Annotated in this window: 21 protein-coding genes; 7 read left to right on the forward strand and 14 right to left on the reverse strand. The window is 69.2% G+C overall.

From position 1 onward, the window contains the following. Nucleotides 1-6 precede the first annotated feature (6 nt). From GPY60_RS04410 to GPY60_RS04450, 10 genes are all read right to left on the reverse strand, one after another. Complete coding sequence (locus GPY60_RS04410) at nucleotides 7-810, reverse strand: nucleoside-diphosphate kinase (RefSeq protein ID WP_156686408.1); 804 nt, start codon at nucleotides 808-810, stop codon at nucleotides 7-9. Further along, nucleotides 807-1,883: an SDR family oxidoreductase gene (locus GPY60_RS04415; RefSeq protein WP_156686409.1), complete on the reverse strand. Its 1,077-nt coding sequence runs from the start codon at nucleotides 1,881-1,883 to the stop codon at nucleotides 807-809. The genes GPY60_RS04410 and GPY60_RS04415 overlap by 4 nt, the downstream gene beginning before the upstream one ends. Beyond that, the gene (locus GPY60_RS26530) at nucleotides 1,880-2,122 is read right to left on the reverse strand and encodes an acyl carrier protein (protein WP_197283527.1); all 243 of its coding nucleotides are present in this window, start codon (nucleotides 2,120-2,122) and stop codon (nucleotides 1,880-1,882) included. Before GPY60_RS26530 ends, GPY60_RS04415 begins: the two co-directional genes overlap by 4 nt. Then, a complete protein-coding gene (locus GPY60_RS04420) occupies nucleotides 2,119-5,454 on the reverse strand; it encodes an AMP-binding protein (protein ID WP_156686410.1) in 3,336 nt (1,111 codons plus the stop codon). Before GPY60_RS04420 ends, GPY60_RS26530 begins: the two co-directional genes overlap by 4 nt. Beyond that, nucleotides 5,442-8,159 (reverse strand): phosphoenolpyruvate synthase, encoded by a 2,718-nt coding sequence (locus GPY60_RS04425; protein WP_156686411.1) that lies wholly within the window; start codon nucleotides 8,157-8,159, stop codon nucleotides 5,442-5,444. The genes GPY60_RS04420 and GPY60_RS04425 overlap by 13 nt, the downstream gene beginning before the upstream one ends. Before the next feature lie 286 nt (nucleotides 8,160-8,445). Beyond that, nucleotides 8,446-9,048 carry a restriction endonuclease gene (locus GPY60_RS04430; protein ID WP_156686412.1) on the reverse strand — a complete coding sequence of 201 codons (603 nt, stop codon included), beginning with the start codon at nucleotides 9,046-9,048 and terminating at the stop codon, nucleotides 8,446-8,448. 37 nt (nucleotides 9,049-9,085) lie between these two features. Continuing rightward, nucleotides 9,086-10,516, reverse strand: coding sequence for a cytochrome P450 (locus GPY60_RS04435; protein ID WP_156686413.1), 1,431 nt, complete (start codon nucleotides 10,514-10,516; stop codon nucleotides 9,086-9,088). A gap of 45 nt (nucleotides 10,517-10,561) precedes the next feature. Next, nucleotides 10,562-10,864, reverse strand: a complete 303-nt coding sequence (locus tag GPY60_RS04440) for a DUF4193 domain-containing protein (RefSeq protein WP_156686414.1) — start codon at nucleotides 10,862-10,864, stop codon at nucleotides 10,562-10,564. A gap of 184 nt (nucleotides 10,865-11,048) precedes the next feature. Further along, nucleotides 11,049-11,333, reverse strand: coding sequence for a hypothetical protein (locus tag GPY60_RS04445; RefSeq protein ID WP_156686415.1), 285 nt, complete (start codon nucleotides 11,331-11,333; stop codon nucleotides 11,049-11,051). A gap of 51 nt (nucleotides 11,334-11,384) precedes the next feature. Continuing rightward, nucleotides 11,385-11,699 (reverse strand): hypothetical protein, encoded by a 315-nt coding sequence (locus tag GPY60_RS04450; RefSeq protein ID WP_156686458.1) that lies wholly within the window; start codon nucleotides 11,697-11,699, stop codon nucleotides 11,385-11,387. Nucleotides 11,700-11,869: 170 nt separating this feature from the next. Between GPY60_RS04450 and GPY60_RS04455 the strand changes: the two genes are divergently transcribed. Further along, entirely contained in the window at nucleotides 11,870-12,556 is a 687-nt protein-coding gene (locus GPY60_RS04455) for an HAD family hydrolase (RefSeq protein ID WP_156686459.1), read from the forward strand. Between the two features lie 29 nt (nucleotides 12,557-12,585). On the opposite strand, the gene GPY60_RS04460 is transcribed toward GPY60_RS04455, so the two are convergent. Together GPY60_RS04460 and GPY60_RS04465 are read right to left on the reverse strand one after the other, a co-directional pair. After that, complete coding sequence (locus GPY60_RS04460) at nucleotides 12,586-13,086, reverse strand: DUF6328 family protein (RefSeq protein WP_156686416.1); 501 nt, start codon at nucleotides 13,084-13,086, stop codon at nucleotides 12,586-12,588. A 52-nt stretch (nucleotides 13,087-13,138) separates the two neighbouring features. After that, nucleotides 13,139-13,507: an STAS domain-containing protein gene (locus tag GPY60_RS04465; protein ID WP_156686417.1), complete on the reverse strand. Its 369-nt coding sequence runs from the start codon at nucleotides 13,505-13,507 to the stop codon at nucleotides 13,139-13,141. A 161-nt stretch (nucleotides 13,508-13,668) separates the two neighbouring features. Between GPY60_RS04465 and GPY60_RS04470 the strand changes: the two genes are divergently transcribed. The 6 genes from GPY60_RS04470 to GPY60_RS04495 are packed head-to-tail and all read left to right on the forward strand — an operon-like array spanning nucleotide 13,669 to nucleotide 19,304. Beyond that, nucleotides 13,669-14,571 (forward strand): STAS domain-containing protein, encoded by a 903-nt coding sequence (locus GPY60_RS04470; protein ID WP_156686418.1) that lies wholly within the window; start codon nucleotides 13,669-13,671, stop codon nucleotides 14,569-14,571. A 22-nt stretch (nucleotides 14,572-14,593) separates the two neighbouring features. Next, the gene (locus GPY60_RS04475; RefSeq protein WP_156686419.1) at nucleotides 14,594-14,983 is read left to right on the forward strand and encodes an STAS domain-containing protein; all 390 of its coding nucleotides are present in this window, start codon (nucleotides 14,594-14,596) and stop codon (nucleotides 14,981-14,983) included. Beyond that, nucleotides 14,973-15,392, forward strand: a complete 420-nt coding sequence (locus GPY60_RS04480; RefSeq protein ID WP_156686420.1) for an ATP-binding protein — start codon at nucleotides 14,973-14,975, stop codon at nucleotides 15,390-15,392. The genes GPY60_RS04475 and GPY60_RS04480 overlap by 11 nt, the downstream gene beginning before the upstream one ends. Before the next feature lie 58 nt (nucleotides 15,393-15,450). Next, nucleotides 15,451-16,023 carry a SpoIIE family protein phosphatase gene (locus GPY60_RS04485; RefSeq protein WP_370462645.1) on the forward strand — a complete coding sequence of 191 codons (573 nt, stop codon included), beginning with the start codon at nucleotides 15,451-15,453 and terminating at the stop codon, nucleotides 16,021-16,023. Continuing rightward, nucleotides 16,020-18,242 carry a SpoIIE family protein phosphatase gene (locus tag GPY60_RS04490; RefSeq protein WP_156686421.1) on the forward strand — a complete coding sequence of 741 codons (2,223 nt, stop codon included), beginning with the start codon at nucleotides 16,020-16,022 and terminating at the stop codon, nucleotides 18,240-18,242. The genes GPY60_RS04485 and GPY60_RS04490 overlap by 4 nt, the downstream gene beginning before the upstream one ends. Nucleotides 18,243-18,302: 60 nt before the next feature. Beyond that, nucleotides 18,303-19,304, forward strand: coding sequence for an iron-containing redox enzyme family protein (locus GPY60_RS04495; RefSeq protein ID WP_156686461.1), 1,002 nt, complete (start codon nucleotides 18,303-18,305; stop codon nucleotides 19,302-19,304). Here the strand turns inward: GPY60_RS04495 and GPY60_RS04500 are convergent. Together GPY60_RS04500 and GPY60_RS04505 are read right to left on the reverse strand one after the other, a co-directional pair. Then, nucleotides 19,252-19,515 carry a CDGSH iron-sulfur domain-containing protein gene (locus tag GPY60_RS04500; protein WP_156686422.1) on the reverse strand — a complete coding sequence of 88 codons (264 nt, stop codon included), beginning with the start codon at nucleotides 19,513-19,515 and terminating at the stop codon, nucleotides 19,252-19,254. The genes GPY60_RS04495 and GPY60_RS04500 overlap by 53 nt on opposite strands. Further along, a complete protein-coding gene (locus tag GPY60_RS04505; RefSeq protein WP_156686423.1) occupies nucleotides 19,512-20,201 on the reverse strand; it encodes a HemK2/MTQ2 family protein methyltransferase in 690 nt (229 codons plus the stop codon). Before GPY60_RS04505 ends, GPY60_RS04500 begins: the two co-directional genes overlap by 4 nt. Nucleotides 20,202-20,327 lie beyond the last annotated feature (126 nt).

Raw genomic sequence — 20,327 nt, forward strand, 5'->3', positions numbered from 1 at the left:
TCGCTCTCATCGTCGATGCATCGGCAAGTAGGACGCCTCGATCACGGTGCTGAACCAGGGATCGAGGCGAACACCACGCCGGCTCGCCTCGTCCAGGGCGCCCAACCACTCGCCCCCGGAGCGCGGGCGTTCCGTGATGCCAATTCGCGTCAGTTCGGCGCAGATCGCGTCCTGCGCTGCCGCGAGGTCACCGCTGCGGCGGTCCAGGCCCGACTCGATGCGGTCGACTATTCTGAACGCCTCGGCTGAGGCGTCCGCACCGGTCGCACACTCCGAAAGGACCTCGCTGAGCAGGGGTTCGGCGAAATAGATGCTGAGCTCGCGCAGAACATCGTCGGGGTTGTCGGGCGTGTGGATCAGATTGAGCAGGTACGTTCCGGCGCCCAGTTCATGCCGCAGCTGACCCGGTTCCCTGCGCGCCGGGTCGGCGGGCCCCTTGTCGGCGGTCAAGCGGACGGAGACGGGCTGAGCATCGTCGGGATGGGTGACGACCAGGACCACGGCCGGCGACAGGCCCGCGAGCCGGTCGGCAAGCCGTCGCCGCTCGCGGGTGGCGTCGTGCCAGTTGAAGTACCAGAGGGCGCGGATGTGCAACCCCGTGAACCGCACGGGGTAAGCGCCGACGATTCGGTATCCATGGTCGAGAAGCCACGTGACGGCGGGCCGCATCGCGCCGGTGATGGCGGCATCGGGCTTCAGGAGCAGCAGGGCGTTCCGGCGAGCGAACGCGTCGCGGTCAATCTGCAGCGCGGCCAGGGCGTCGCACGTCTCCAGGAAGTAGGTGTCGCGGTCATACCGTCGGTCGGTCATCGACCGCTCCTCATCAGTTGCAGCTCGGCCAGCACGTCGGCCACCGTGGGCTCCGCGCTACCCAGATAGCCTGTCTGCAAGCAGGAATCGAGGACGCGCCGCATGTATCCGGCCCCTATCGGCGGAGGCACCACGCCGAGCCGCTCGCGGGCGTTCGTGCTGTCGAAGTGTGGGCGGCGACGCAGATACGTCGTGTACAGCGACCCGACCTTGTGGAAGTACGCACGTTCGATGTCGTCCAGATCGTCGGGGCTGAAGGTGCTCGGGGGCACCAGATCGACCATCCGGAGGCTGGGATATTCGGCGAGCACGTCACTCATCGACCGCAGGGAAACCTCGTTCGCGCCCACCGCGTGAAAGGTGTGGCCGACGTTGTCCCCGAACCGCTCCACGGCGCTGACGACGGTGTCCGCGACATGTCCGATCGGGGACAGCGCCAGGGTGGCCGCATAGTTGCCGGGCAGTGTTCGCATCTTGCCTTCGGCGATCAGCTTCAGCACCGGGTAGATGTGCTTGTGCACACGGCTGTGACCGGTGCGGTACTCGCCCGACACGATCCCGGGCCGCACGACGGCCCACCGCTGCGGGGCCGCCCGCACGAGCTGCTCGGCCCGGAATTTGCTTCGCTCATAGTCGTTTCCGAAAGGCTGACCGATGTCGAGTTCATCCTCCCGGAACGTCCCGTCGAATTCACCGCACACGTAGGCCGTGCTGACGTAGATGATTCCGGCGTCCCAGCTCCTCGCCACCTCGAGCGCGTTCGCCGTCCCGTCGACGTTCAGCTCGGTGTACCGGCTCTCGGACAGACCGAATTCGGTCAGCGCGGCGCAATGGACAATCAGCCCGACCCGGTCGACCAGCCACGAGAACAGCTTGCGATCGAGTCCGAAACCCGGACTGCGGACATCTCCGCGCAGCACCTGCGCCGGATGTGCGGGACGGCCGTTGTTGGCGATGATGCGGACTTCGTCGTGCACCAGGGCGACGACGTCGTGACCGCGCCCGGTCAGGCGGTGGACCACCTCGGCGCCGACGTGTCCGGCGGCTCCCGTCACGAGCACCGCCGTCTTCACGACGAACCCCGTTGCGACCGAACAAGATCGACGAGATCGCCGACGGTGGACACACCGGCAAGCGATTCGGGGGTGAGCGGCGGCAGGCCGAACGCGCGCTCGAGGGCGATCGACAGCTCGAGGAAACGCAGCGAGGTGTACCCGAGGTCGTCCATGAAGGTGTCCTGAAGGTGAGCATCATCGGCGGCTGGGGCCATGGCGGCGACCAGGGCGAGCACCTCCTTCTCGGTGACGCTCACCGCCGCTCCCCCGGTTGGGCGCCGCCACTGGCCAACAGATCCCGCGTTTCGTCGAGTTCGACGTCGGCGTCGAGATATGCCCCCATCCGCAGCCACTGGTACCCGCGGCGCAGCGTCCGCTGCCACTCTTCCCGCGACGCGAATGACGCGGGGAACGCCTCTCCCCCGGTGGCCTGCCGCACCCGCGCGACGAATGTGTCGAGTTCCGATTGGGCGCGGAGGGCTCCATCGCGATCCCGGATCGGCAGGTGCACCAGATCGCGCGCGGTCCGGGCCAGGTCGCGATGTCCGGGCACGAGCTGCTCGAGGGTGTCGAACAGCACCGGGTCGCCCGGCAGGGGGGTGATTCCCCACGCGCTGGCGAGGATGCGGACCGCCATGACTGCTATGCGGCGCGCGCACAGCGACGTCACGCGCCATTGTTCGTCCTTGACCGCGCCGTCGAAGTCCTCGCGTGCGTTCTCCAGCACCATGTTGGCCAGCATCAACGCACCCGCGCATTCGGCGAACGCCCTCGCGCGCAACGGGGATCGCGCGATGTCGCCGTCGGTGGGGGCGCCGTCGATCGTGATCACCGGCCGTCGCGTCGACGGCAACGGGGTCAGGGGTCGGTCGGGCTCGCACATCGCGGCCGCCGGCCGGATCAGCCCGGCGCCGCGCCACGCCAGGGCGATGAGCCCGTGCCGGGCGAACAGCCGGACGTGCCGGCTCGCCGCCTTGGTGGAGGCGAGCGTCTGGCCGAACACCACGCGCCGCCAGGAGTCGGCGCACGCGGCGGACAACACGAACACGTCTTCGTCCCGCACAACGTGCGTGGTGGCCCCTATCGGCCACGTCGTCACCCCGGGGACGCGCCTGAGGATGACGTTGGCGGGATCGAACGTGACCGTCGGGGCGCCGAGCCGCGCCGCCAGGTCGTGCAGCCGCGCGGTCAACTCCCGGCGGCCGCCCGCCGCGGTGGGCGCGTAGTCGAGGGCCTCGTACTCGTCGAGCAGTTCGGTGGTGGCGCGGTCGGCTTGCCTTCGCAGCCGGGCGATCTGTTGCGGGAGCCACTTGATCTCGAGGTAACCCTCGCCGTGTTCGGCGAGGAAGGCTTTCATGGCCTGCGCCAACCCTTCCCGGGCCCAGCTGGCCGCCTCGTCCTCGTGGTCGAGGGCGACGAGGGCGGCGCTGTGGCGCAGGCAGTGGGCCGACCGCTTGCGCCACCACGTGGCGGTGAGCCCCGTCGCCTCCCGATAGGAGACGATGTCCAGGAGTTCCCCGTATTGTGGCCCGACGCGCAGGGGCACGCCCCGAAGGAATCGCTGGACGCGGTTGAGCAGATCCTCCGTGACGCCCTTCAGCGAGCCGCTGTCGATCGCTGTCCTGACCCGCAGCAGCCGCTTGCGCGCCTGATCGTGTGACTGGGCGCGGATCTCGACCCGGTGGCCGTCGACGAACAACACGGTCGGCATGACCGCGTGCTTGGCCGATCCCGGAACCAGCAGCAGGAAGTCGATGTCGGAGCAAGCATTTCCGAATCCCTCGGCCAGCGAGCCCTCGAAATGGACCGTGGCGTCGTCGGGCACCACCGCCATTGCACGCGCGCGGTCGAACAGCGCGCGCACCTGGTCGAGCTCGCGCGACGGGTGGCGGGGATCCCGGACCGCCAGCAGTTCCGACCCGGTGAGCCGCCCCGACCGCCATTGCTGCCAGAGGTATGACCGGCGGGGCTTGCCGCTCGACGTTCTCAGCAGTCCGCCGCGGGGAACGCTGATGAACCACAGTGGCGTGTCGTCACCGGCGTGCGCGCGCACGGCCGTGATTCCCGCGCGCACCGCGCCGGCGGGCATGGGCGCTGAGGACCTTTCGAACACCACCGCGACACCTGGCACGTCACCGTCGTTGACGGCGACGGTGACGAGCCGGCCCGGGCGCAGGGCCATGGCCTCGGTCGCGGCGACATCGAGGTCCTCGGCGAACACGGTGCGCCCGTTGACTTTCAGGCTTGTTCCCATCCGGCCGAGCACATGCAGCTGCCCGTCCAGCAGGAAGCCGGCGTCGCCGGTGCGGAGGTCACCGCGCTCGAACCGTGTCGCGCCAGCCGGGTCGCCGCGGTAGCCCTCCGCCACGCACGGTCCGGAGAGGACGATTTCACCGAGAGCACCCTCGGACGCTGCGGCCCCGGACTCATCGACGATGCGGACGGCGTGGCCGGGTATCGGCCGGCCGACGGAGACGATCCAGTCGGGTGACGGTTCGGCAGCCAGCCCGTCGTCGGTGCGCCCGAGCACCTGGACAGGCCGTCCGGGCCGAAGCGCCGTTCGGTCGATGCGGGTCATCCGGATGGGCTCGCCGAGACGCTGGCCGGTGGCGATCAAGGTCATCTCCGCCAGTCCGTACGACGGGAGGAAGGCTGACGGTGAAAAGCCGTGGCCGGCAGTCAACTCGGTGAACGCCCGCAGGTGAGCGGGATTGATCCGGTCGGCGCCGACCACCATCGTGCGCAGGCCGGACAGGTCGAGGTCACCGAGATCCTGTGGTGTGAGCCGGCGGCTCACGTACTCCAGGCCAAATGACGGCGAGACGGTGTGCTCCGCGAGGGCCGCCGCCTGCAGCCATCGAAGGGGGTCGCGGATGAACTGGTCCGGACGAAGCAGGCGCACCTCGTACTGGCCGGGAACGGACAGGAACATCCCTCCGATCAGGCCCATGTCGTGATACAGGGGCAGCCACGAGGCACCGCGTTCGCCGGGCTTCGTGTCGCACATCGCATGGATGGCGCCCAGGTTCGCGACGAGATTGCGCCAGCTGACGCAGACTCCGCGGGGAGCTGCCGTCGATCCGGACGTCATCTGCAGCAGCACGAGCGGCCCGGGCTCGGCCAGCTCGTCCAGGGGAGCGACGTCCGGAACCTGGCCCAGCACAGACACATTGGGTGGCTCGGCCATGCCGGACATCGCCTTGTGCACCGTCTCGGCAAAGGCCGGTGAACTGACCACGACCCGCGCCTCGGAGGCTCTCAGGATGCCGCGCAGGCGATCCGCGTAGCGGTCGGGATCCTCGAATTGCGGCGGCGTGATAGGCGTCAGGGTCCCACCCGCGGCGAGGACGCCGAACATGGTCGCCACACAGAGGCGAGACGTGGGTATCAGAACCCCCACCGTCGTGCCGGAACCGACGCCGTCGGCAACGAGCGATCGCGCGATACGCCGCGCGTCATCCGCGAGTGCGGCATACGGGACAAAATCCCATCCGCCGTCATCGGTGGCCAGGTGGATTCCGGTGTCGGACCGCGGCGACATCATCCACTCCCGCAGGGTGGCGGCGTCGTTCGTCCTCAGGCCCGGCATGACTGCTGCCCTTCGAGAACCACGACGCGACCGGTCGCACCGTCCACGCTGACCGTCATGCCGGTGCTGAGGGCTTTGGTCAGGCCGTCGATCTGCACGACGGTGGGTATGCCGAGTTCGCGCGCGATGATCGCCACGTGGGTGAGGGGCGACGCGCGTTCGATGAGCAGCGCCGAGGCGAAGGGAAGTGCCGCCGCCCAACTCGGCTCGGTCCGGTACGCCACCAGAACGCCGCCGGAGAACTCCTCGGGCTTCTCGACGACCTCCACCCGGCCGATCACCATTCCGGGACTCGACGGTGTGCCGGTGAGGACCGCACCGGTGGGCAGGTACTCCGGATCCGTGCGCTGGCGCCAGCCGGCCAGTTCCAGCTCCCTGCGCGTATAGCGCGATCCGCTCGTGGTGAAACGGACGGGCGCCGCAAAACGCCGGTAGCTCCCCTCGAGGGCCTTGCGTTTGGCGACCACGGTTCGCGCCTGTTCACAGTTCATGGCGCCCTCGTACACTCCGAAGAGTTCGTCGAGACGCAATTGGAAGATGTCGGTGCGGCTGTCGATGATGCCGCGCTGTTCGAGGTCGCGCCCCATTACCGCGGCAAGCGATTTGATGATTCCGAAGCCGCGCGTGCGGCAGAACCGAAGGTGCTCGCGGTGCGTCGCCGCCCGCTGGATTTTCTTGCGCAGCGCATCGAAAACCTTGCGGCGCGGCCCGTGCAGGTGGGAGTCGAGGTAGTCCTCAGCCTGCTCGTTCACCCGTCGGTTGTCGTCGGCGGTCTGGACCCTCAGCATCTGGAAGAGGCCCGCCGGGTCGTGGCGCAAGTCCGGCGCTTCGAGCTTGAGTTCGTCGCGGCAGCGATAGCCGAAGTCATCGATGTAGTCGTCGATCTTCTGGAGCAGCCGGTGCCATTCCGGAGCGTCCGATGTCTTCGCTTGCTCGACGAGGCGGGGGTAGGCAAGCGCCGGGTCGACCGAGTCGACGAAATTCCGCAAGGCCGGAACGGTGTCCACGTATTCCGTGATGGCGACCAGCGCCCGGGCGGGTTCGACGGATTCGATGTCGACTCCGGGATTGAGCAGGGCGAATCCGACCCACTCGGGTGCCCTGGGCAGGAAGACCTTCATAAGGCCGGCTAGCAGGCCGACCGACGTCAACAGGATGGCGTCGAGGACCATCATCGGGCCCCAGATGTCGGCCACCTCGGTGTGTGTCCGCCGGAAGTGCCGGTACGCGCGGGCCCCGTCGAGGCTGGAGACGTCCGACAGGCCTTGGCGCGCGATGAATTCCGCAAAGGTCGTGTCGAAGTCGCGAACCATCGAATCGATCGAGACGAACCGCCGGGCATAGGTGAGCGCCGTGCGCGTCCGCGAGACCAGCCGGGCGGCAGGTGACCGGAATACGAATGGGCGCAGTCGGTTTGCCACCACCCGGTCGAGCGGTTCGCTGACGCCCAGCGCTATTTCGAGCACACGCCGATTCAGCGTGTATCCCGGCGCGATGCCCACCATGCGGTACCAGTGCAGGAGGTTGTAATAGACGTGGCCATAGAACTGGCCGAGCATCACCGGCAACCACGACTCCATCTGCTCGAGTTGGGCACGCGGCACTTTCAGGCTGCGGGCGTAGGACCGGTAGACGTCGCCGTAGAGCTGACGCGCCACGGTGAACGTCAAGGGCGACGTGACCCCGGAGAAGCTTTCGATGATGTTCGAGTTGTCCCAGATACGCAGCTCACCGGGGCCGACCGCCTCACCGAGATGCTCTGCGGCCAAACCGATCTCTTGGCTGAGGGTGGTGATCGGACGGGTCTGCAGCAACCACGTGGTGGACCCGTCGTAGGCCCATTCCACGTCTTGTGGACCACCGAGATGCCGCTCGAGGCGCGGCGCCAGCTCGACGAGTGCCTCCCTGAGCGCCGGCCCGACGGCCGATTCCCGTTGCCGCTCTTCGGGAACGGCTTTCGTGCCGACGCCGCCCGACGCGTTGGTGGTGACCATGAAGGGCTTGGTGACCACCGTTTCGTCGAGCACCTGATGCGTTCTCTTGTCGACCACAACGGAGTCGGCATCGACGATTCCGCGAACCAGGCCCTCGCCGAGGCCGAGCACCCCGTTGACCAGGATGTGGTCCGATGAGCCCCCGACCGGGTCGACGGTGAACATCACCCCGCTGCTCACGGGTTCCACGAATTCCTGGACGATCACGGCGAGGGCAACGTCGCCGAAGCCGAGCCCGCGGACGTGGCGGTAGTGGGTCACCCGCGGCGAGAACGCCGACGCCCAGCACATCCGGACGGCGTTCTCGACAGCCTCGATTCCGCTGAGGTTCAGAAAGCTGTCGAACAGCCCGGCGTAGGAATGGCGGGACTCGTCGTCGTGCCGGGGCGACGAGCGGACGGCCACCCGCGGCGCGCCCACATGATCTACGGCGGCGGCAATGTCCTCTTTGATCGCGGCCGCGATGGGCGACTCGCGCAGGACCGACTCGGCGTGGGCCGCCTCCCGCAGGCGTTCGGCCAAAGTCATGGGTGCCGCGCTGGCGCACACGCCAGAAGCGGCCAATGCGGCTTCGAACGCATCCGTTCCGAGGATCGCCCACCGTGGCACCGCAAAGCCGGCCGCGCTCAGCCGGTAGAGGCTGCGACCCTTGACACCCGCAAGCGCGCTGCTTCGGTCGTCCGTGACCCTCTCGCCGGTGAGGACGGTCATTCCCGGCACCGCAACGCCGGTGACTCCCCCGTCTCGAGACGCCGACGGAAAGCGTGGAGCCCTTCCCGGCGCGAGTCGCTGATCGACCACCGCGAGCGATGGCCGACCACCCCGACATCGGGCGACCCGAGAACAGTCAACACTGACTACCACCCCACAGCGATTTGGTTGCCGATGCTCCGACGGTACGACCGGGTGGTGGTCGAAACGAGTGGCTAAAGTCCCTCGCGCCGCGGCGATTGGCACGACCGCATTTCCGGCGGCCGACGCGGCACTGCCGCGTTTTCTACGCTTCCGGCCCCGGCAGTAACCGCCGCTCACGCACGGGCTCGGCGAGGAGCCAGATGTGCAGCTGTTCCCGCCCGACCAGGCGGCAACGGTGCGTGCTCGCCAATTGCCTGGCGGCCTTGGTGAATCCGCCGTTCGTCACCACCACGGTCTGCTGGCAGCGGTGGTGGGCCGCGCCGGACACCACCTGCTGGACGGCGGCGACGCCGACCGCCCTGGCGAACCGCTTGCATTGCACCGCCATGCGGATGCCGTCCCTGGCGGCGATCAGGTCCACCCCGTAATCGCCCGTGCTGGCGGTGTGGGTGACGCTCCAGCCCCTGGTCCGCAGCTGCGCGGCGACGAATTCCTCGAACTGCAGGCCCGACATCTCGTCTACGGCGGCCAGGCCGGAGTCGGCAAGCTTCCGGTCGCGCCTCCGCTGTCGCCCGGCCCGGTATCGGTCCCGCCGCACCGAGAGCCACACCAGGAGGACGACGGCCAACATGAGGCCGCCCAGTCCGGCCGCGAATCCGGTGAACACGCCGCCGGTGGCCCGCTGCGTGAAATACCAAGGGAGAGCGAGCCCCACCACCAGCAATGACCCGAGAGCCTTCTCCACGCCGCCGAAACTACCGCAGCGGTATGACAAACGGGCGCTAGAGCGACGGGCTGAGCGGGCGGAAACGCACCCTGGTGCCGCGGCGGGGCGCGAGCATGATCGACTTGCGGACGATCCTCTCGGGGTCGCGGTCGACGGCGCTGAACTCGCCCTCACGCAGCAGGGTGTGGAGCACGGTGATCAACTCCTGCATGGAGAAGCTCGCCCCCAGGCAGCGTTTGACGCCGCCGCCGAACGGGACCCAGGCGTAGGTCTGCGGCCGGACGCCGAGAAATCGCTCGGGCCGAAACTCGTTGGGGCGGTCGTAGGTCTTCGGGTTGCGGTTGATGGCGATGATGTGGATGACGATCCGGGTGCCCGGGTCGACCCGGTAGCCGCCGATCGGAAACGGTTGCGCCGCAATGCGGGCCGTCAGCGGCGCGGGTGGGCGCACGCGGAGCGTCTCGTTGATCACCGCGGTGGTGAAGCTGTCGTCGCCGTCCATCGCTTCGCACTGCACGCGCCGCATCGCATCGGGATGATGCAGGAGCAGGTCGAAAACCCATGCCAGCGTCGTGGCGGTGGTTTCGTGGCCCGCGAGCATCAGGGTGATCACGTCGTCGCGAATCTCGCTGTCGGACAGCGCTTCCCCGTTTTCGCCCCGGGCGCTCATCAGCAGCGACAGGATGTCGGTGCGCTGCCCGAGGCGGGGGTCGTCGCGCCGGCGGGTGATGAGCGGCAGCACGACGCCGTCGATCTCCCTGTTGGCCCTGGCGCGCTGGGGCCAGACCCGCAGTGTCCCCGCGCGGCGCAGCGCGTAGCGCACGGTCAGCTGTTCGGAGACACCGAGATTCAGCAGGCGCTCGAACGGCCTGCCCAACCGGCACACTTCGTCGGGATCGTCGACGCCGAACATGACCCGGACGATGACGTCGAGGGTGAGCGCGCGCGCCGCCTTGAGCATCTCGAACGGACGGTCCACCGGCCAACTGTGCATCGCCGCTCGCGCGCAGTTCTCCATGATCGGCACGTAGCTGCTCAGCGCGGCCCCGTGCAATGGGGGGGTCAGCAGCTTGCGCCGCCGCAGGTGTTCGGGTTCCTCCTGCACGAACATCGATCCCGACCCGTAGATCGCCGCCGCGGGTCCCACCCCCTCGCCGCCCAGCAGAACGTCCGGTGGCGCGGTGAACACCTGCTTCGCCAGCTCGGGGTCCGAGACGATCGCCACGTCCCCGAGGCTGAGGACGGGCATCGTCATGATGGGCCCGTACCGCCGGATCAGCCGCAGCATCCGGCGCTCGCCGCCCACGAGATAGGCGGCCGCGTACGCGGCGGCGAAGGCGGAACGGAGCGGGCGTGGGGCGGGCAGGCCCGGCGGGCGGCTCAGGGCATCCGTCCGATCCGCGGGGCGAATGGCGGATTCTCCCACGCAGACGACAGAAACACGGCGGGTGTGGTTGGTCAAGCGCGACGGACCGCGCGGCGTCATGGCCACGTGGCGCCGCGGCCCGCGGTCACACGGGCGGCGGGGCCGTTACGCGCAGTCGGCGCAGACGAGGGGGCCGGAGCCCGAGCTGCGCAGCCTGCTGCGGTGCTGAACCAGGAAGCAGCTCGAGCAGGTGAACTCGTCGGCCCGCTGGGGAATCACCGTCACCGAGAGCTCCTCGCCGGACAGGTCCGCGCCGGGGAGCTCGAAGAAGGCGACATCGTTGGGGTCCTCGTCGACCACCGCGGTCGCCGAGGCGGGCAGGGTGGTCGTCAGCTCGCGCAGCGACGACCTGTCCTGGCTCTCGATGTCGGATACACGGCGGGCGTCATAGTCATTTGCGGTCGCCATGGTGGGTCCTTCCTGCCAAGTCGCGGGTTCACGCACTTCCCTGTACTCACCCGTGGCGCAGGCAGTACCCCGTTCGGAACGCCGTTACACCGGAAAATCCCTAAGAAATTCCACACACGCCAGCGCGGGGCAGTCTCCGCGCAGCGGAGAAGATCTCGAGAACGCGCCGGCTCGTCAGTCGTGCTCAGTCGTGGGCTGGGAGCGCGATGTTGTAGGCGCCGCGCTGGGTGTGCGACACCCAGGCCAATCCGAACCACGGCGCCAGCACGGCCGCGCCCAGCGCGACGGCCGCAACCCAAGCGTGTCCGGTCAGGAAGGAAACCACACCGATCACCAGGCCGACCGCCCACATCACCGCGGCCACTAACCCGGGAAGGCGGAAGTCCGCCTCCGGGCCGGCGGCGGCCATCAGACGGCGGGCGTCGACGGGGTCATCCGCCAAACCCAGCGCACCGGTTGTGTCGAGCATGTCCCGGGCATTACCCGGCGCCGTTCGCGGTCAAACGCAGGTGTGACCGGGTCAACTGGCCGGCGGCGGGGCGGGCTCGTCGGAGTGCTCTTCGTGCCACCGCAACTCGGCGTCGCGGACCTTGTGGTGGCTGTGCAGAAGCCAGGCGGCGCTCACCGCGCCGAGCGCCGTGGCCACCACCACCGCCACGCAGCCGGCGACCGGGTGGCCGGTCGCGAAGGCAGACAGACCGAGGACCAGCGCCGCCGCGGCCGCCAGCACCCCGTACACGCCGGGCGCGTGCGGGGCGTGCGTGACGGTTTCGCCGGCGTGCCGGCGAAACGTGCGCGCGTGGTCGACCGGGTCGCTTTTCGAGCGTTCCACCATCACTCCTCAGACGTTGTCTGCCAAAGTCTTTCGTGTCGAAATCTCGGGCTCGAAGGCCGTCTACCCGCCGCCCGCGAGGCCAAACAGCGCACACGTTGTGTCAGCCTCGGCGGACGTGGGTATGCCGCGCAGATGATCGCTTGCCTCCGCACGCATGTCGGGAGCGTCCGCTGAACGCCCGGCGCGGCGCCCCCGCCGTCCTGTTCGACGTCGACGGAACGCTGGTCGACTCCAACTACCTTCACGTCTACGCGTGGCAGCGCGCCTTCGACGCCGAGGGCTTCCCCGTGGCCGCCTGGGAGGTGCACCGCGGCATAGGTATGGACGGATCCAGCTTGGTGAGAAAGCTCACCGGTGACGCCCCGGCCGACGTCCAGGAGCGGCTCAGCGACGGGCACAGCCGGTACTACCAAGAGGTCATGCCCATGCTGACTCCCTTGCCGGGCGCCCGCGAGCTGCTGCACCGCGTCGCCGAGCTGGGGCTGCAGGTGGTGCTGGCCAGCTCGGCACCCGAGGACGAGCTCGAGGTGCTGCGCAAGGCGCTCGACTGCGACGACGTCATCTCCGAGACCACCTCGTCGCGTGATGTCGACACGGCCAAGCCCGAGCCCGGCATCGTCCAGGTCGCCCTCGACCGGGCCGGCGTGGACGCCGAGCACGCGGTGTTCGTCGGCGACGCCATCTGGGATGCGAAGGCCTCAGCCGGCGCGGGCTTGCCGTGCATCGGGGTGCTGAGCGGCGGCATCTCGCGGGCGGAGTTGCAGGAGGCCGGCGCGTCGCCCATCTTCGCCGATCCGCAGGACCTCCTCGAGCACCTGGCGTCCACCCGCATCGCGGCGCTGGCGCCCGGCCGCTGACGCCGCACCGAAGTCGCCGGGCCGCCGAATCACATACCGCGCGTGCGCAAGATCAGCGGCAGTACCCACCAAAAGAACGTAAACAGCCCAAGCGCACAGGTTCCCGCTATCAAACCGGCGGTACTTCCGGACACGGAGTCGAAAACCACGATGGTGACACCCGTTAACGCGGCGCCCAGTAACGCGAGACCCGCGTACGCGCAGCGATGCGCGGCCGACACCAGCACCTGAAGGCGGTGCCGCCTGAACAGCAGGCGGTGGATGCTGACTGGCGCGACGAGCAAAACCGTTGCGCCCACGGACAATCCGACCGTGGTCAGGTAGACGTACCGCATGGGGCCGGCCAGAACGCTGAAGCGCTGCTGGAACGGCAGCGTCAGCAGGAACCGGGTCAGCAGCTGCACCCCCGTCTGCACCACGCGCAGTTCCTGCAGCAGGCTGTTCCAATTGCGGTCCAGCCGTTCGATTTCGGATTCCCCGCGCGCGCGGCTATCCCAGCGCTGGTCGTCTTCAGGGTGGTCGACGTCCATACTGGTGATCATCGCACCGCGCGTCGACGCGCCGGCCGGTCACCCGGCGGACTCAGCCGCCGGAGGCGCCGTCCCGCACACCCGTCAACGCGTCGTCGAGCGTCGAGTACAACGGGAACGTCTTGTCCAAGCCGGTCAGGTGAATGGGGCGCCGGGTCGCCGGACCCCGCGCGACCACACCGAATTGCGTTGTGTTACCGAGCTTTTCGTAGGTCGCCGCGAGGATCTTCAGGCCCACCGAGCCGAGGAACTCGACCGCAGACAGGTCGATGACGAGCGCCGTCGGACTCTCCCCCACCACGGCGGCAATGGCTTGTTCGAGGGCCGGAGCGGTGACCAAGTCGATTTCGCCGCTGACCCGGACCACCGACACGCCGTCGTGGTCCTCAACCAACGTGGTGATCGAATCAGGTGCTGACAATGGCGATCCTTCGTCCCGGGCGGAAGCGTGGTGCAAGCCTAGCCTGCCGCGCGAACTGCGGGAAGAATAAGCCCTCAGCACCTGCCTTGCGACAGCCCAGGCTAGTCTCGCCTCTAGGACTTGCGCACTGCGGGGACGCGACGCGGCACTCGGGAGGCCAGATGTCAGATTCGCCGTCGGATTTCAGCAGTACCGCGACAGCCGCGCAGCCGCCCGGCATCTCCAGCGAGGGGCTGCTGCCACAACTCGTCCAGCACCTGCGGCAGAACAGGACCATCCTGCGCGAGGAGTGGGCCCGCAGGATCACCGAGGCGGAGTTGCTCACCGCGATGACCCCCGAGGAGCTCTTCTCGGAGGCGACCGCCGTCTACGACAACTATGTGGAGGTGCTCGAGACCGGGAGCGTGGAGGCCCTGCAGGCCTACGCGCGCGACCTGTCGGAACGCATCATCCCGCGAGGCGTCGAGACCGACGAGGTCGTCGGCATCGTGCTGCTGCTGCGCGACGTGCTGGCCCGTTCGCTGTTCGAGAAGTACCAGGCCGAGTTCGGGATGCTGAACCGGGTGCTCGACGCCTACGAGCCGGCGGCCAACCGCATCGCCAACACCGTGGCCGTCAGCTTCGTGCAGGAACGCGAGCGCATCATCCGCCAGCAGCAGGAGGCCATCCGCGAGCTGTCGACGCCCGTGCTCCAGGTGCGCGAGCAGCTCCTGATCCTGCCGATCATCGGCGTGCTGGACTCCCAGCGCGCCCGCCAGGTCACCGAGCAGTTGCTGCGGGCCATTCGCGCGAACCGCGCGAAAGTGGTGGTCATCGACATCACCGGTGTGCCCACCATCGACTCCACGGTGGCCAACCACCTCGTGCAGACGGTCGACGCGTCGGGCCTGATGGGGGCGAGCGTGATCATCACCGGGCTGTCCTCGGAGATCGCCCTGACGCTGGTGACGATCGGGCTGGACCTGTCGAAGATGAACGCCGTCGGCGACCTGCAGGGCGGCATCGAGGAAGCCGAGCGCCTGCTGGGATACGAAGTGACCCGCACCGGCGAGCAGACCGGGTGACCACGACCACCTCGAGCGCGTCATGCCAGTCCCGATCCTGAAGCAGGGCGCCTTCCTGATCGCCTCGGTGCAGGCCGCGCTGACCGACTCCGACACCGAGCGGCTGCGCTACGACCTGATGGAGCGCGTCAGCCGCTTCCGCGCGCAGGGGATCATCGTCGACGTCACGGCCATCGACGTCATGGATTCGTTCGCGGCCCGCTCGCTGCGCACGATCGCGCACATGACCCGGCTGCGCGGCGCGGAGACCGTGATCGTGGGGCTGCAGCCGGAGGTGGCCTTCGCGATGGTGCAACTCGGGCTGGCGTTCGACGACATGAACACCGCGCTGGACCTCGAAGAGGGCGTGGCGCTGCTGAATCGTCAACTGGGACGGCGGAAATCGACGATCGGGCGCGACGGTGGCGGATGAGCCGGACGAAGTCGTCGTCGAGATCGACAAGCCGGACGACATCGTCGCGGCCCGCAAGGCCGGCCACACGCTGGCCCTCGAACTCGGGTTCTCGCTGACCGACGTCACGATGATCGCCACGGCGATCTCCGAGGTCGCCCGCAACATCACCAGCTACGCGGGTCGCGGCGTGGTCCGCGTCGGGGTGGCCGACCGGGAGGGGCGCAAGGCCCTGCTGGTGCGGGCCGAGGACAACGGGCCGGGCATCGCCGACATCTCGCGGGCAATGGAGGACGGCTACTCGACCGGGCGTGGCCTGGGGTTGGGGTTGCCGGGGGCCCGCCGGCTGATGGACCGGTTGGTGGTGGAATCCGCGCTGGGCCGGGGGACGGTGGTCGAGATGTGGAAATGGGTGCCGCCCCGTGCATGACAGGCTGAGCTTTGGGGGGCGGTTCGGGCCGATCGAGTGGGCCACCGCCGGGCGGCCGCTGCCGGGTGAGCTCGTCTCCGGCGACCAGCCCATCGCGGTCAGCATCGACGACGACGCCGCCCTGTTCGGCGTGGCCGACGGCCTCGGGCACGGCACCCCCGCCGCGGCGGCCGCGGTGCGGGCCGTCGACGCGCTGAAGACCGCTCCCAACGAGCGGCTCGAAAACCTCGTCCAGCTGTGTCACCGGGTGCTCGCCGGAAGCCGCGGCGTGGCGATGACGCTGGCACGGGTCGACTTCTCCGCCGGGACCCTGTCGTGGACCGGGGTGGGCAACGTCGCCGCCGACCTCGTCGTCAAGGCCGCGACCGGTCCCCGGCTCCGAGCCAGCGCGCGCCTCTCCGCGGGGATCGTGGGCTACCGGATACCGGAGATCGGTCCGGCGCAGGTGGTTCCGATCCGGGCCGGCGACCTGATCATCATCTCGACGGACGGCATCGCCGAGGACCATCTTGAGCACATCGACTTCGCCGCCCCGGCGCCGGTGATCGCCAAGGAACTCTTGAGCAGGCATGCCAAGGAGACGGACGATGCAATGGTGCTGACGGCCCGTCACCGGGGGGTTTCGATATGAGCGGAAGAGGCGACTCCGAAGCCGACTTTCACGCCCGCTACGAGGCGGCCCTGCGCGCCTTCCTGCGGGCCCGCGGCGAGGACGACCTGGCGGTCGGGCACGAGCTGGGGCGCCGCGCGCTGCAGGAGCGCATCAGCGTGCTCGAGATCGTCGAACACCACGTACGGCTGGTCCTCGAGGTTTCCAAGGACTATCGGGTCGACGCGCCGATCGCCCTGGAATTCCTGTTGCAGACCCTGGTCCCGCTCGACGTCGCGACGCGGGGGTTCCTCGACGGCACCAGGCGCTACGAGGAGCAGCGGGCCCGGGCCGAGGGGCTCGCCGACCGCGACAAGTTCCGCACCGCGCTGGTCAACTCGCTGCAGGAAGGGTTCTTCGTCTCCGACCACGAGGGCTCCGTCGTCGAGATGAACGACGCACTGATCGACATCCTCGGTTACCCGGCGGAGGGGTTGCCGTACCGGTGGCCGCACCCCTGGCTGGTCGACAAGCGGGGCGCCCATCAACAGCAATCGCGCGTCCGCAGCCACGGCACCACCTCCTATGAGACGCCGATCCGGCATCGGGACGGTCACCTCGCGTGGGTGGCGGTGAGCATCAACGCCGTCAAGGAGGCCGGCAGCGACCGGGACGTGTACGTGGGCACGATCCGCGACGTCACGGCCGAGCGGGCCTTCGCCGCCCGCGAGAGCGCGGTGCTGCGCCTGGCCACGGCGGTGGCGGTCGCCAAGAGCGTGGACGAACTGCTCGCGATCGCTCTCGACGAGTGCCGCGCGGCGATCGACGTCCAGCGGGTGGTCGCGGTGTCGTGGCCGGGCGGGGGCGGGGATCCGTCGGTCCAGGTGGCCGGCGAGCCCACCGCGTCGAGCTGGCGGGAGCTGGACCCCTGGTTGCGCCACACGTTCGCCGACGCCCGGCACCAGCTGCCGCTGACGGCCACGACCGTCGACCGGCCCGACCACCCCGGCAAGGCGGCGGGACTCGTCGCGGTGCTCTCGGGCGCGGGTGACCTGGCGCTGTGGCTGGAGCTCCGCACGCCGCGCTGGGTCAGCGCCGAGGACCGGCTGTTGATCACGGTCCTCATCGGCCACCTCAGCCTGGCGATGCAGCACGTCCGGCAATTCGAGAACGCGCGGGAGACGTCGCTGACCCTGCAGCGCGCGATGCTGCCGCCGGTGCAGCCGCCGCCGGGCTTCGTGGTGCGCTACGAACCCGCGGTGCCGCCGCTGGAGATCGGCGGGGACTGGTACGACGTGCTGCCCATCGGCGACGACCGCATCGGCATCGTGGTCGGCGACTGCGTCGGCCGGGGCCTGCCCGCGGCCGCGATCATGGGCCAGCTGCGCAGCTCGGCGCGCGCGCTGCTGATCAACGGCGCCGAGCCGGCGTTGCTGCTCGAGCAGCTCGACTCGGCCGCCTCGCTGATCCCGAACGCCTACTGCACCACCGTTTTCCTGGCGATCCTCGACACCAGGACGGGCGTCCTCCAGTACAGCAACGCGGGCCACATGCCCGCCGTCCTCGCCGGACCGGGGCCGGGCGCGACGACGATGCTGACCGACGCCGCGTCCGTCCCGCTCGCGGTCCGCCGCGACGAACCGCGGCCCCAGGCGACCCGCGTGCTCCCACACGGCTCTACGCTGATGCTCTACACCGACGGGCTCGTCGAGCGCAAACACGAGTCCATCGATGACGGAATAGGCCGCGCCGCAGACGTTTTGGTGAACACCAAGAACCTGCCGCTGAACGCCGTCGCGGACGCGGTGCTGCGCGAACTGTCGCCGGCGGCGGGATACGACGACGACGTGGCGATGGTGATCTACCGCCACGGGCACGCCCCCCTGCAGATCGAAAGCCCCGCCGTCGCAGACCAATTGGCCGGCATCCGGCGCCGGTTGGCCGAGTGGCTGCGGGCCGCCGAGGTTCCCGACGACGTCGCCTCGGACATCATCCTGGTTGCCAGCGAGGCGTGCACCAACTGCGTCGAACACGCGTACCGCGGCGGCGGGGTCGGGACGATGTCGCTCGAGGCCGACCTCGTCGACGGCGAAGTCCGCGCGCGGGTCGCCGACTCGGGAACGTGGAAGACTCCCGCCGCCAACCCGGGCAACAGCGGGCGGGGGCTGGTCCTGATGAGGGCCCTCAGCGGCGCCCTGGAGTTCGACCGCACGCCCACCGGCACCACGGTCGACCTCGCGTTCCCGCTGCCGGCGGGCTGACCGGCACCGTTTGCCGGCCCCCGCATCCGGGTAGACATCGGCGTGACCCGCGCATCGACCATGCTGGAGCCGGCGCTGCCGGCCGCGCACGGACCACTGTCGACGGCGGTCCGCCGCGCGCTGGCCGGGCCGCCCGGCCGCGACCCGCTGACCCGCATCGGGGCCTCCGTTCGCGACTCCGACCCCTACGGCCTGGACCTGCAGCTGGCGCTGAGCATGTGCTATGAGCTGCACTACCGCGGATTCGCCGGGGTGGATCCCGCCTGGGAATGGAATCCGGCATTACTGCAGCTCCGCGCCGAGCTGGAGCGGGAGTTCCTTGCCGGCGTGCGCCGCGACGTCGGGGTCATCGAGCCGGACGCCACCGCGGCCGCCGAGATGGAGGCCATCGCGGCCGAGCCGGCCGACGGCACGGGCCCGTCATACTTCCTGCGCGACCACGGAACGTGGGAGCAGATGTGCGAATACTTCGTGCACCGCTCGGTGTACCACCTCAAGGAGGGTGACCCGCACGCGTGGGCGATCCCCCGGCTGATGGGCCGCGCCAAGGCGGGGTTCGTCGCGGTGGAGTTCGACGAGTACGGCGCCGGACAGGCCGCCCGCCTGCATCAGCAGCTGTTCGCCGATCTTCTCGAGGCGGCCGGCCTGGATTCGGACTACCTCGGCTACATCGACGCGGTGCCCGCGGAATCGCTGGCGGCGGTGAACCTGATGTCGATGTTCGGGTTGCACCGTTCGCTGCGCGGCGCGGCCATCGGGCACTTCGCGTCCACCGAAATCACCTCGCCGCCGGGATCACGGCGCATGGTGCGGGCACTGCAGCGGTTGCAGGCGCCGCCCGCGTGCGTCGAGTTCTACAGCGAGCACGTTGAGGCGGACGCGGTGCACGAACACGTGGTCCGCATCGACGTGGTCGGCGATCTCGTCGCCCGTGAACCCGAGCTGGACCCCGACGTCGTGTTCGGGATCCGCGCGCACGCGGCGGTCGAGGATCGGCTGGCCGACCGGCTTATGACGTCGTGGGAGCGGGGCCAGACGTCGCTGCGGACGCCTCTGACCTAGCGGCTTCGCGTTCAGTGTTGCCGCCCTTGAGGTTTCGGCACCGGCGGTGGCTGGTGTCGCAGAGGGGATAATCCTCGCTGCGCCGGCACGTGCACACGGCCACCATGAACCGGTCCGACTCCACGACGGCGCCGTTGGGCATTTCGATCCGCGCGGGACCCGACACCAGGACGGGCCCGCCCGGCACGACTTGCACACGGGTGGCGGTCATCGCTTGTCCGCCCGGATCACGACCAGCTCCTCTTGCCGGCGCCCGCGGGGAATCTGCCCGCCGTCCTCGAGCCACTTCGCCCGTGCCGTCATCACCGGACCAAAGGGAATCCATTTGGTGGCAACGACTTCGGCGTCCATGCCGGACGACTTGAGCGCCTTCAGCGACTCCTGGACCCCGGAGAGGGCGGAGTGCACGAGCAACAGGGTCCCTCCGTCGCGCAACAGATCGGGAACCGATTCGCACAACGGGTCGAGGATCATCCGGCCATCCGTTCCGGCGTTCCACGCCCACGACGGCCCCGCGCCAAGGGGAATCACCTCGGTGTCGCCGCCCGGTGGGGTCGGCACATAGGGCGGGTTGGACACGACGACGTCGAACGGTCCGCTGTCCATAGCACCCAGCCAGGTTCCTTCCCGGACATCCACTTCCACGCCCGCCAGCGCCGCATTTCCCCGCGAACAGCGCACCGCGTGCGGGCAGATGTCGAACGCCGTGACGCTGGCGCAACCCAGTTCGGCCGCCGCGATCGCGACGAACCCGCTGCCGGTGCACAGGTCGAGTACGCGGCGCCCCGGAATGAGCGCGCTCTGGTGCATGGCGTCCACGAGCAACCGGGAGTCGTCCTGCGGCTGATACACGTTGTAGTCGGCCGAGACGGCGGGATCGGGGTAAGTGGTTGTCAAGGTAGGCCTTTCGAGAACCCACGCGGCCCACCCTGAAAGGGGCCGCCGCGGAGACGGTGACGGCTTGCCTCGTGTCTATGCCCGCAAACTTGGGGGTTCAAACGGAGCAAATCCGGTAGCGGTATC

It is taken from the genome of Mycobacterium sp. Marseille-P9652 (assembly GCF_902652685.1).
Taxonomy (GTDB): Bacteria; Actinomycetota; Actinomycetes; order Mycobacteriales; family Mycobacteriaceae; genus Mycobacterium.

Excerpts from the sequence above, each read along its gene's own strand:
- GPY60_RS04410 (WP_156686408.1), bottom strand. The coding sequence starts at position 810 with ATGACCGACCGACGGTATGACCGCGACACCTACTTCCTGGAGACGTGC.
- GPY60_RS04420 (WP_156686410.1), bottom strand. The coding sequence starts at position 5,454 with ATGCCGGGCCTGAGGACGAACGACGCCGCCACCCTGCGGGAGTGGATG.
- GPY60_RS04425 (WP_156686411.1), bottom strand. The coding sequence starts at position 8,159 with ATGACCGTCCTCACCGGCGAGAGGGTCACGGACGACCGAAGCAGCGCG.
- GPY60_RS04435 (WP_156686413.1), bottom strand. The coding sequence starts at position 10,516 with ATGACGCCGCGCGGTCCGTCGCGCTTGACCAACCACACCCGCCGTGTT.
- GPY60_RS04440 (WP_156686414.1), bottom strand. The coding sequence starts at position 10,864 with ATGGCGACCGCAAATGACTATGACGCCCGCCGTGTATCCGACATCGAG.
- GPY60_RS04445 (WP_156686415.1), bottom strand. The coding sequence starts at position 11,333 with ATGCTCGACACAACCGGTGCGCTGGGTTTGGCGGATGACCCCGTCGAC.
- GPY60_RS04450 (WP_156686458.1), bottom strand. The coding sequence starts at position 11,699 with ATGGTGGAACGCTCGAAAAGCGACCCGGTCGACCACGCGCGCACGTTT.
- GPY60_RS04460 (WP_156686416.1), bottom strand. The coding sequence starts at position 13,086 with ATGGACGTCGACCACCCTGAAGACGACCAGCGCTGGGATAGCCGCGCG.
- GPY60_RS04470 (WP_156686418.1), top strand. The coding sequence starts at position 13,669 with ATGTCAGATTCGCCGTCGGATTTCAGCAGTACCGCGACAGCCGCGCAG.
- GPY60_RS04475 (WP_156686419.1), top strand. The coding sequence starts at position 14,594 with ATGCCAGTCCCGATCCTGAAGCAGGGCGCCTTCCTGATCGCCTCGGTG.
- GPY60_RS04490 (WP_156686421.1), top strand. The coding sequence starts at position 16,020 with ATGAGCGGAAGAGGCGACTCCGAAGCCGACTTTCACGCCCGCTACGAG.
- GPY60_RS04495 (WP_156686461.1), top strand. The coding sequence starts at position 18,303 with ATGCTGGAGCCGGCGCTGCCGGCCGCGCACGGACCACTGTCGACGGCG.
- GPY60_RS04500 (WP_156686422.1), bottom strand. The coding sequence starts at position 19,515 with ATGACCGCCACCCGTGTGCAAGTCGTGCCGGGCGGGCCCGTCCTGGTG.